This window comes from Vibrio sp. 779(2023) (assembly GCF_033344285.1).
Lineage (GTDB): Bacteria > Pseudomonadota > Gammaproteobacteria > Enterobacterales > Vibrionaceae > Vibrio > Vibrio alginolyticus.
The window spans coordinates 77571-89935 of record NZ_JAWPOM010000002.1; the positions used below are offsets into that span (position 1 = coordinate 77571).

The 12365-nt window shown below is 46.3% G+C and carries 6 protein-coding genes; 2 read left to right on the top strand and 4 right to left on the bottom strand.

The features are described 5' to 3' along the window. The 4 genes from R8O70_RS02995 to R8O70_RS03010 form a co-directional block, all read right to left on the bottom strand. A complete protein-coding gene (locus tag R8O70_RS02995) occupies nt 1-450 on the bottom strand; it encodes a hypothetical protein (RefSeq protein ID WP_258644977.1) in 450 nt (149 codons plus the stop codon). A 1-nt stretch (nt 451) separates the two neighbouring features. Further along, nucleotides 452-2806: an aerobic respiration two-component sensor histidine kinase ArcB gene (gene arcB / locus R8O70_RS03000; protein WP_005381826.1), complete on the bottom strand. Its 2355-nt coding sequence runs from the start codon at nt 2804-2806 to the stop codon at nt 452-454. Between the two features lie 237 nt (nt 2807-3043). Next, complete coding sequence (locus R8O70_RS03005) at nt 3044-4789, bottom strand: GGDEF domain-containing protein (RefSeq protein ID WP_213915917.1); 1746 nt, start codon at nt 4787-4789, stop codon at nt 3044-3046. 35 nt (nt 4790-4824) lie between these two features. Then, nucleotides 4825-5784 (bottom strand): TIGR01212 family radical SAM protein, encoded by a 960-nt coding sequence (locus tag R8O70_RS03010; protein ID WP_062730740.1) that lies wholly within the window; start codon nt 5782-5784, stop codon nt 4825-4827. A gap of 551 nt (nt 5785-6335) precedes the next feature. Between R8O70_RS03010 and gltB the strand changes: the two genes are divergently transcribed. Beyond that, nucleotides 6336-10886 (top strand): glutamate synthase large subunit, encoded by a 4551-nt coding sequence (gene gltB / locus R8O70_RS03015; protein ID WP_258625236.1) that lies wholly within the window; start codon nt 6336-6338, stop codon nt 10884-10886. Further along, complete coding sequence (locus tag R8O70_RS03020; protein WP_064376566.1) at nt 10886-12355, top strand: glutamate synthase subunit beta; 1470 nt, start codon at nt 10886-10888, stop codon at nt 12353-12355. Before gltB ends, R8O70_RS03020 begins: the two co-directional genes overlap by 1 nt. Nucleotides 12356-12365 lie beyond the last annotated feature (10 nt).

Consider the following 12365-nt stretch of genomic DNA (forward strand, 5'->3'; position numbering starts at 1 on the left):
TTAATAAACCTTGTTAATCTTCACGTACTTTTCGACTAACCAACGCTGTTTACCCGCATCGTCTAGAAGCACTGCGATATCAACCGATTTTTCTGTGTTCAAATCAATGTGAGACGAGAACGCCACCTCCCATCGGCTTTCACTGTGCGTTCGAGTATCTAAAGACGCACTGTCCACCAACCACTCTTTTTGCCCCTGTTTAATAATAAGAGCTTCTGCCGTTAGATTTGCAGGAAGTAACTGATCTCCTTCGAGGAAAAGTGCACCTTGAATACTTTGCTCTTGCACGTCCCCAATATTCGGCATGAGGTTCACCCATAAATTACTTTTGAGCTCAACATTAACCTCATTAATCGTAATCTGACTGTTTTGTTGCCAATTCACATTTGGAACGGAACTACAGCCTGCCATCAATGCCATGACTAACGCCAATGGTGCGATTCTTTTCATGTTATTTCCTTTGTTCCAACCAACTTTTGAGGACTTGAATATCGTTTTGGTATTCATTTTTGATCTCTTCAACCCAGTCTGAAATGTTTTCCCACCATGCAGGCATATCAGGCGATTGCGCTTTTTGCGCCACACTTTGGATACGTTTCAGGCCAATTGAACCTGCAGCACCTTTGATTTTATGCGCTTCAGAAACAATCCCATCTTGATCTTTCGCTGTCATGTTCGAATCTAAGACATCGATATAGTCTGGCATCATATCTTCAAACATTTTTATGCTGTCGTAGACAGGTTTTGCACCAACAATGTCGACGTAAGACTCTAACATATCCATATCGAGCAAATGTGTCTCAATCACAGGAGAAGGCACTGGCTCTTCCACTGTTTCGGGACCGCTCACCACTTCCTTAGGTTGTTCTAACTGGTGAGCGAAGAATTTATCAATCACTGACTGAATAGCATTCACTGCCAGCGGCTTACTGATCGCATCATCCATGCCGTTATCTAAGTATTCACGACGATCTTTCATTACATTAGCAGTTAAGGCGACCAATGGAGGAAGATTGTTATAATGCTTGCGGTAATAATTGGCGACATCAAAGCCCGTCATATCAGGCAGTTGGATATCCAACAACGCTAAGTCGTATTTTTCTGGCACAAAGTTCACTAACGCTTCTTGGCCCGTCATTGCCACGGTGACAGAGTGCCCTAGGCTCTCTAGTAACGATTTAGCCACAGTTACGTTAAGCTCGATGTCTTCGACCATAAATATGTTGAGGCGCACATTGTCGCGTTTCGCATCAATGACTGGCTCAGCTAGTTCAACAATCGGAACGTGGATCGATACAGTAAAAGTGCTACCAAAGCCTTCCTCACTGGTAACCGTAATGTCACCATCCATCATATTGATCAGTTGCTTAGATACCGCCAAACCAATACCTGTACCGACCGCGTGCAGGTTGTCCTTGCCTGATTTCACTTGGTAGTACATCGCAAAGATCTTATCTAGCTCTTCGTCTGGGATACCAATACCTGTGTCTTCCACTTCCATAATAATGGTCGCAAAATCGTCTTCGACATCCGCGCTCACTGTCATCACAACGCCACCTTCCTTGGTGAACTTCATTGCGTTGCTGACCAAGTTCCAAATCACCTGACGTAGACGGGTTGCATCCACTTCAATTGCTTTTGGCAAGTCGCTTAAACGTTCTAAGTCAAAGCGTAACCCTTTTTGTTCCGCCATCAGAGCAGAGATACTCTCAATCTCTGCGACGAAGTCTTCGAAGTTAAGTGGCGCAGGTAATAGTTCTAACTTACGGCGATCAAATTTATCCATATCGATAATATCGTTGAAGATGTTACCTAGAGTAATCGCACTCACATTGATGGTCTGCATGTGTTTACGCTGCTCTTCTGTCAACGGACTATCTAGAAGCATACGACTTAAGCCTACAATGCCATTCAGCGGCGTTCGCAGCTCATGACTGATGGTTGAGATGAAGGTAGTTTTGTCGCGGCTTGCTTTCTCTAACGACTCTTCATGGCGCTTACGTTCAGTGATATCACGACCGAACCCAACGAGACCAAGGTGACGGCCATCTTTGCTGTAAAATGGCACTTTACGCAGCTCAAAGTAATGCTTGCGACCATCTGGGTATTCGAGCCATTGCTCGTAAGTAATCGCTTGATTATCGGCAAAAACCTTTTGGTCAGTATCAACGATATGCTCGGCGATTTCTTTGCTATACACATCCCAAGGGCTTAATCCGACTAACTGGTGCTCTTTCTTGCCCGTTAGCTCTTCCATCGCGCGGTTACAGCCAGAGAAAACACCATCCGCATTGCGGTAGTAAATTAAGTCTGGTGAGGCATCAATAAATGAACGCAGTAATGCGGTACGTTCTGCCAACTCTAATTGAGTACGTTCGCGTTGGAACACCTCGTTTTCGAGGTCTTGCATCGCCTCTTCACGTGCTTCTTCCGCTTTAATACGCTCTTCAATTTCTTGGTTAAGCTTTTCAATGTTTTGTTGAAGTTGGTAATTCAACTCTTGATCTCGCGAACGCATGTCCTTCAGTTTGGACACCAGCTTAGTTAAACGCTGGCGAGACTCTTCTAGTTGATCGACAACCACAGAGAGGAAGTAAACCGCCCAAGGGGTGATCAATAGACCAAAAAACACCGAACGGACAATGTCGATATCATCTACTCGCCCTTTGAGAGCTAAAGTAATCCCTACCTGCACCACAACAGCTAATGCCACCAGCGCAAGGGCTAGCAAAATAGAGAAGCGAACAATCCCCAGTTTGACTAGCAAGTCGACATAATACTGGGCGAGATTTTTCATGGGTTTCATTAACTACTCCATGGTGGTGGCTAGATAGCGCCATTCGATGATGAAAAACAGGTAAATGCACTCGACCTAACGCAATTTAGGTCTGTTTGATTAGTGAAAAACACACGGTGCGATCTGCGCTTGTGACACGAGATAGAAAGATAAACCAACGAGCGCACAGGCTTCTGTAAGTTTAACGTGTTTAATACGGTGATTTAAACAATCAGCTATCAACTTAGAGCAAGCGGTCACAAAGCGTTAGCAAGAACTGGGGTGAATACAGGTGCGATTACGTCCATCAGCTTTAGCTTGGTATAACGCACTGTCAGCCATAGCGATGCCCATTTCGGGTTCATCACCATGCTGAGGAATGTAAGAGACCAGACCGATACTGACGGTAAGGCGTTCAGATGCTTCTGAACTGTCGTGTTCCATATCAAGCTGTAGAATTTTCTCATGAATACGCTGCGCTACGTTGCGCGCACCTTCCGTGGTGGTATTCGGCAATATAAAACCAAACTCCTCGCCACCATAACGCGCAACACAATCCGAAGAACGATTGATGACTTGTGTAAACACGGTAGCGACACTGACTAACGCTTCATCACCTTGTTGGTGACCGTAACAGTCGTTGTAATCTTTGAAAAAGTCGATGTCACATAACATGATGGTGAGCGGCAGCTTTTCTCGAGCGTGGTGGTACCACAATACCTGCAGCTGTTCGTCGAAACGGCGTCGGTTCGATACTTGAGTTAAGCTATCCATAAAGCTCAATTTTTCTAACTCTAGGTTGGCTTTTTCCAACTTTTGTTCTGCAAGATAACGCTCAGAAATATCACGCGCCATGATCAGCACACCATTCGTTCCTGATGCTTTATCTTTAAAAGGCGATTTCACCACATCAAACCACGTACTTTTACCATCACTACTCACGACTTTATCTATGTATCGAACTGGCTCTAACTGGCGTAATGCTTCTAAGTCACTGTCTGCTAAGCGCGCGTACATCTCTTTAGGAATCATGTCTTGGAGGCGCTTACCTATCAAATCAGAAATTTTTGAAATGCCTAACGCCTTAACAAAAGGCTGATTACACGCTTGATAGACCATGTTCTCATTGAAAATACCAATAGAGTCCGGACTGGCATCCAGAATCGTTTGTAAGATAGTATCTCTTTGCGCTAGCGCCACCTCTGTATCTTTGCGACGCTCCATTTCATCTCGCAGATTCTGTTGCATCTTGTGCCATTCAGTCACGTCATGACTAATAGACAGCGTACCGATAAGCTCACCACTCGGCGAAACAAGAGAGTTTTGATTGACTTCCAATAAGCAACTTCGACCTTGTGGATCCGTTGTCCATTTACGTTCGCTTTTTCTGGTCATCTCACCCAAGGCCTTGGATGCGCAAGCTTCTTCCCTTCGCCCTTGCCAGAATTGATCAAATGCTCGATTGGTCGTTAACAGATTGCCTTGGCGGTCTTGGGTACAAATTAGCTCTGAAAGTGAGTCTAATGCCGAACGTGCGATGATTAATTGGGCAAGTTCTTGTTGCTGCTCTTGGTGAGTGGCTTGATATGGCTGAGCATAAAGAATCCAAACTCGATGATTGCGCAATAAACTCTTTCTGCCTGACAGCTCCACTTTAATAGATTCACTATCAGATAGTCGCCAGTCAAAAGCCTGCTGACGAAAATGACGACTAGAGAAGCGATCGAGAAACTGCTCAAGCTCATGAATATCGAATAAAGCAGGATACAAATACCCCGTTCCCAAAGAGCGAATGCCTAATAACTGCATCGCAGCCTGGTTAGATAGCAAGAGCTGAGCATGGCTAGTGTCCACCACTATGACTGGATAGGGAGAATCCGTTACTAGTTGCTTAAGTGACGTCTGAAAGTGCAAATAGATCAGTGCTAACGCGCACACGCCTGCGATTAATAACAAGACGACATAGCCATAACCGCCTTGACCACCCCAAAGCCAATTGAGTAACTGATCCATCGTTTAAACCTTCAAAGAACACTGGTTAAAATATATCAGTTATTTATTGAGCGATCTGCTATTAATTCCGGTTTAGTATAGATAAAGGTATTCCCCGTAAGACTCCCTTGAGCACCATGAGCACTGAGATCTCGACCAATTTCCGTCATCGCTAGCCAACGGTTTTCACACCACAGAGGCGATAATAACGTGGGCCTCCTGACTGCTGATGAAACGCGATGATAAATCACATCTGGTGGTGTCATACGAATCATTTCACTGGCGATCGCAACATATTCTTCTAATTCAGGGGCTTCTAGCTTTCCAGCACGCCAAGCTTTCGCCATGGTGCTACCTTCGACAATATGCAAGCCATGTAACTTGATGCCATCCGTTCCCACGGCCAACACTTTTTGCAGCGTTTCAATATTTTCGGCGCGGGTTTCTTTGGGTAAACCCACAATTAAGTGAGTACAAACCTTGATTCCAAGTGTTCGCGCACGCTTAGTGATTTCGGCATAACACTCAAAGTCATGACCACGATTGATACGTTTTAGGGTGTCATTGTTGGCGGTTTGAAGACCTAGTTCTAGCCAAATTTCATAGCCTTGCTGTACATAGCCCGACAGTAAATCCAATACCGCATCAGGGACGCAATCAGGACGCGTCCCCACACAAAGACCAACCATGTCTGCAGCCTTTAGTGCTTCCTCATACATGTTTTTGAGAACTTGTACTTCTGCATAGGTACTGGTGTAGGCCTGAAAATAAGCGAGATACTTCTTCGCTCTGTGAATTTCACCTGCGCGATCTTTTAACTGTTCGTGAATGCTTTTTATCTGGACTTCCTCATCTGCAAACGAAGCCACATTGCAAAATGTACATCCTCCCCGCCCAATCGTGCCATCGCGGTTAGGGCAACTAAATCCACCGTGCAATGTTAACTTATGAACCTTTTCACCGTATCGACGCTGAAGATCTTGGCCGATTGTATTGACCAACTCATGTAACTGCATAAATTCTCACCAACAATAAATCGTAATCAATCTCACTACGATCTGTGTAAATAAATTACATCCCTGCAAGAAAAAACACACAATATTAATCAATTCAAACACCCATCATGCGGGTCAAAATCAATAAACTTGCATAATTAAAGGCAAAAATCGTTCATGTTGCGTAAATGTTAAACTAAAAATGCATAATTAAACGAAAAAATTGGGTCACAACGCCGAGTTTTTCATTGCATTCTGAAGTGACAAAATTGTAGGATACTTACACAACCCCGTTATTTTTGTGACTTTTATTACAAAGCACACTGCGGGATTTGTCGGTGTTATTCCACTCCTACCTATATAAATCACTAGATAGTGATAATAAATAAAGGGATACCACCAAGGATTGTTTTTCTCGCAAAACTTTTCCTGCGAGATACGGAAAGGAATCAAGACCGGTCAACCTAGATCGGTGGCGATAATAAATATAAAGGACAAGACGTAATCAGTAGTCTAGGTAGTATTTGCTGCCCGGTACTTTTGCGTCGACATTGAACTGGAAGGATGTATCTATGGTAGATAGAGAGCAAAATCCACAGGGTCTGTACACTCCGGAACTGGAGCATGACGCTTGTGGTATCGGTTTTGTTGCTCACCTTAAAAACCGTAAATCTCATGAAGTAGTGACTCAAGCATTGGATATGCTAGCTCGCATGGAACACCGTGGTGGTCAAGGTTGTGACCCATGCAGCGGTGACGGTGCGGGTATCTTGCTACAAAAACCTCATGAATTCCTATTAGAAGAAGCCGTTAAGCTAGGCATTAAACTGCCTTCGTTTGAAAAGTATGGTGTTGGTGTCGTTCTTTTCCCGAAAGACGAATACAAACGCGAACAATGCCGTGACATTCTAGAACGCAACGCACAGCGTCTAGACCTTGAAGTTATCGGCTACCGCGTATTACCAACCGACAACTCCATGATTGGTGCCGACCCTCTAAGCACAGAGCCTCAATTTGAGCACGTGTTTATCTCCGGCGGCCCTGGCATCACGCCTGAAGAGCTAGAACGCAAACTGTACGTACTTCGTAATTACACCGTACGCGTTTGCCTAGAAAGCGTTTCGAACATTGGTGACGACTTCTACATTAACTCCATGTCTTACAAGACATTAGTGTACAAAGGTCAGTTAACGACTGAGCAAGTACCTCAGTACTTCCTCGATCTGCAAAACCCGACCATGGTGACTGCACTGGCACTGGTACACTCTCGTTTCTCTACCAATACCTTCCCGAAATGGCGTCTTGCACAGCCTTTCCGTTACATTGCCCACAACGGTGAAATCAATACAGTTCGCGGTAACTTGAACTGGATGAAAGCCCGTGAAGCAATCCTAGAATCAGACCTGTTTACTCAGGCTGAAATCGACATGCTTCTTCCAATCTGTCAGGAAGGCAGCTCGGATTCATCTAACTTCGATATGGCACTTGAGCTCCTAGTTCTTTCTGGTCGCAGCCTGCCACACGCATTGATGATGATGATCCCGGAAGCATGGCAAGAAAACAAAAACATGGATCCTAAACGTCGCGCGTTCTATCAGTACCACGCGAACATCATGGAACCATGGGATGGTCCTGCTTCAGTATGTTTTACTGATGGTGTTCAAGTTGGTGCGACACTAGACCGTAACGGTTTGCGCCCTTCTCGCTACACAGTGACCAAAGATAACTTCCTAGTGATGGCATCTGAATCTGGTGTTGTGGATATTGAACCAGAGAACGTTGAGTTCCGTGGTCGTCTACAACCAGGTCGTATCTTTGTTGCAGACCTAGAGCAAGGTCGCATCATCTCTGATGAAGAAGTGAAAGACACCATCGCAACGGCGCAGCCTTACGAGAAGTGGGTAGAAGAAAACCTACTGAGCTTGAAGAAGCTGCCAGATGCGAGCAACCAGTTCAGCCAACCTTCTCCTGAGCGTTTGCTGCATCGTCAGCAAGCTTTCGGTGTGAGCACTGAAGAAGTGAACGAAATCATCGTTCCAATGGCGAATGACGCAAAAGAGCCATTATCAGCAATGGGTGCCGACTGGCCTCTTGCGGTTCTATCTCATCAATCTCAACATCTTTCAAACTACTTCAAGCAGCTGTTTGCACAGGTAACTAACCCACCGATCGACCCGATCCGTGAGCGTATGGTTATGTCGCTGAACACTTACTTGGGTAAAGACCAAAACCTTCTGACTGAAACACCACTTCACTGTCAGAAAGTCGAATTAGAATCACCTGTTCTGGCGAACTCAGAGCTTGAAAAACTGCGTGCGATCGATAACGAGCACCTGCAAGCGAAGACGCTGGATATCGTGTTCCAAGCCAATGAAGATCAAGGCAAGCTTGAGCGAGCACTAAAACGTATCTGCCAATACGCAGAAGACGCGGTTATCGATGGTTACTCAATCATCCTACTAACTGACCGTGCAGTGAACTCAAACCACGCGGCGATCCCAGCAATGCTGGCGGTTGGTGCAGTACACCACCATTTGATCCGTAAAGGTCTGCGTGCGAAGTGTGACATCGTGGTTGAAACTGGTGACGCGCGTGAAACGCACCACTTTGCAACGCTACTTGGTTACGGTGCGAATGCGGTTAACCCTTACCTAGTGATTGAAACCATCATTGAACTTCAACGTACGAAGAAGTTGGATCCAGAAGCGAACCCTCGCGATCTGTTCAACAACTACCGTAAAGCGATCAATGGCGGTCTTCTGAAGATCTTCTCGAAGATGGGCATCTCTACGCTACAGTCGTACCATGGTGCGCAAATCTTCGAAGCATTGGGTATCCACAAATCCGTGGTCGACAAATACTTCACAGGGACGGTTTCTCGTATCCAAGGTCTAACCCTTGATGATATCGCCAAAGAAGTACTTATCCGTCACCGCATCGGTTACCCACAACGCGAAATCCCAATTCAAATGCTGGATGTTGGTGGTGTTTACCAATGGAAACAGCGTGGTGAGAAGCACCTATTCAACCCAGAAACCATTTCTCTACTGCAAGAGTCTACGCGCAACAAGAACTACGATCAGTTCAAGCTATACGCGACTGCTGTAGATAAGCAAGGTGACAACGCGGTAACCCTGCGTAGCCAACTTGAGTTCATTAAGAACCCAGCCGGTTCTATCTCTATCGACGAAGTCGAACCAATTGAAAGCATCGTGAAACGCTTCGCGACGGGCGCTATGTCATTCGGTTCTATTTCTTACGAAGCACACTCCACACTAGCTGTTGCGATGAACCGTCTTGGCGCGAAATCGAACTCTGGTGAAGGTGGTGAAGACCCAATGCGTTTCGAGCGCAAAGAGAACGGCGATTGGGAACGCTCTGCAATCAAGCAGGTGGCTTCAGGTCGTTTCGGCGTAACCTCTTACTACCTAACTAACGCTGAAGAGCTGCAAATCAAAATGGCTCAAGGTGCGAAGCCAGGTGAAGGTGGTCAGCTACCAGGCGATAAAGTAGATGACTGGATCGGTGCAACGCGTCACTCGACTCCGGGCGTTGGCCTTATCTCTCCACCACCACACCACGATATCTACTCAATCGAAGATTTGGCTCAGCTTATCTACGACTTGAAGAACGCGAACCGCGCAGGCCGTGTAAACGTGAAGCTGGTATCAGAAGCAGGCGTAGGTACGATCGCTTCTGGTGTAGCGAAAGCGAAAGCGGACGTTGTACTAATCGCAGGTTTCGACGGCGGTACAGGTGCATCACCAATGTCTTCAATCCGCCATACAGGTCTTCCTTGGGAACTTGGCTTGGCAGAAACGCACCAAACGCTACTGAAGAACGGTCTACGTAACCGTATCGTGGTTCAAGCGGATGGTCAGATGAAGACACCTCGCGACCTTGCAGTGGCAACACTACTTGGTGCAGAAGAATGGGGCGTAGCAACCGCAGCATTAGTGGTTGAAGGTTGTATCATGATGCGTAAGTGTCACAAGAACACTTGTCCTGTTGGTATCGCGACTCAGAACAAGACGCTTCGCGAGCGCTTTGATGGCCGCGTAGAAGACGTCGTAACCTTCTTCCAATACATGGCACAAGGTCTACGTGAAATCATGGCTGAACTTGGCTTCCGCACTATCGATGAAATGGTCGGTCAAGGTCAGAAACTGAAGATCCGCCAAGACATTTCTCACTGGAAATACAAGAACCTAGATCTGTCTCCTGTTCTCCACGTTGAGCAACCACGTGAAGCTGATGGTGTATTCAACCAAGCTCAACAGAACCACAACCTAGAAGAAGTGCTAGACCGTAAGCTGATTCAAGCAGCGATTCCTGCACTAGAGAAAGGCGAAGCGGTGAATGCCGAGTTCCCTATCGTCAACACGGACCGCTCTGCAGGTACCATGTTGTCGAACGAAATCTCGAAAGTGTACAAAGATGCAGGTCTACCTCAGCCAATGAACGTGAAGTTCAAAGGTTCTGCAGGTCAGTCATTCGGCGCATTCCTAGCTAAGGGCGTGAAGTTCGAAGTGGAAGGCGACGCGAACGACTACTGGGGTAAAGGCTTATCCGGCGGTACTTTAGTACTTTATCCAGATGCGAAATCAAGCATTGTCGCGGAAGACAACATCGTGGTTGGTAACGTGTGCTTCTACGGTGCAACTTCGGGTGAGTCTTTCATTCGTGGTATGGCTGGTGAACGTTTCTGTGTTCGTAACTCAGGCGCGAAAGTAGTAGTAGAAGGCGTCGGTGACCACGGTTGTGAATACATGACTGGCGGTGCAGCCATCATCCTTGGGTCAACAGGTCGTAACTTTGCCGCAGGTATGAGTGGTGGCGTGGCTTACGTATGGGATAAATCAGGTGACTTTGAGTCAAAACTGAACCCAGAGTTAGTAGACCTAGATCCAATCGAGCAAGAAGACAGAGATCTATTACTCGACATGCTAACTAAGCATGTTCAATTCACAGGAAGTGAAGTCGCTCAGTCTTTCCTAGACAACTTTGAAGCAAGCCTAGCCTCTATGGTTAAGGTAATGCCGCGTGACTACAAAGCGGTTCTTCAAAAGCGTAAAGCTGAAGCACAGTCTCAAGGAAACGAAACTCAAGTGGAGGCCGTATAATGGGTAAGCCTACTGGATTTTTAGAGCATGGTCGTGAACTACCACAGAAGATCGACCCAGCTGAACGCATCAAGAACAACAAAGAGTTCGTTCTGAACGAGGAGTTTGGTGACAAGATCAATACTCAGGCTTCTCGTTGTATGGATTGTGGTGTGCCGTTTTGTCATAACGGCTGCCCTATCGGTAACATCATCCCAGAGTTTAACGATGCGGTTTATCGTGATAGCTGGGAAGAAGCTTGGAACATTCTAAGCTCAACCAATAACTTCCCAGAGTTCACTGGTCGTGTTTGCCCTGCTCCATGTGAAAGTGCTTGTGTTCTTGGTATCAACCAAGACCCAATCACTATCTGTAATATCGAAAAAACTATCGTAGAAACGGCGTATCGTGAAGGGTACGCCAAACCAAAAACACCACGTTCTCGCACTGGTAAAACGGTGGCGATCATCGGTTCTGGACCTGCTGGTCTTGCGGCTGCTGAGCAGCTAAACAGCGCAGGCCATACCGTGACAGTATTCGAGCGAGACGAGAAAGTGGGCGGTCTGCTACGTTTTGGTATCCCAGACTTTAAACTGAGCATGGAAGTCATTGATCGCAAGATCAATCTAATGGCAGAAGCTGGCATTGAGTTTAAAGTAAACCAACACGTCGGTGTTGATGTAAATGCTCAGCAACTGCGTCAAGAATTCGATGTGGTTCTACTGACGGGAGGCTCAACAGTTCCACGTGATTTGCCAGTTCCGGGTCGTGAGCTCAAAGGCGTTCACTTCGCAATGGAATTCCTAGGTCAAAACAACCGCCGTGCAAATAACATGGACCTGAAAACGGAAGAGATTCACGCAAAAGGTAAACATGTGGTTGTCATCGGTGGTGGTGATACCGGTTCAGACTGTGTAGGTACGTCAAACCGTCACGGCGCAGCAAGCGTAACTCAAGTGGAAATCATGCCGATTCCACCAGAGAAGCGCCCAGCCAATATGCCTTGGCCTCAATACCCAATGATCCTACGTACTTCGACCTCTCATGAAGAAGGTGTCGATCGTCACTGGAACATCCTGACCAAAGAGTTCATCGGAAATGACAAAGGTGAAGTCACAGGCCTTCGTCTTGCTGATATCGTTTGGCAAGATGCAAAACCAGGCGAGCGCCCAAGCTTCAAAGAAGTAGAAGGCAGCGAGCGTGTGATTCCATGTGATATGGCATTTCTAGCGATGGGATTCCTACACCCTGAACCAACAGGCGTACTTGCTCAACTGGATATCGCGCTAGATGATCGTGGTAACGTAGCAACTCAAGGTTTTGCTACAAACCAAGAAGGTGTATTTGCTGCTGGTGATATGCGAACAGGCCAATCTTTGGTGGTTCGTTGTATCAACGAAGGCCGTGAATGTGCCCGTGCTATCGATGATTACTTAATGGGTGGCACAAACCTAGAAGCAAAAGCAGATTCACTGATGCTTTCTGCTTAACGAAGCAGTC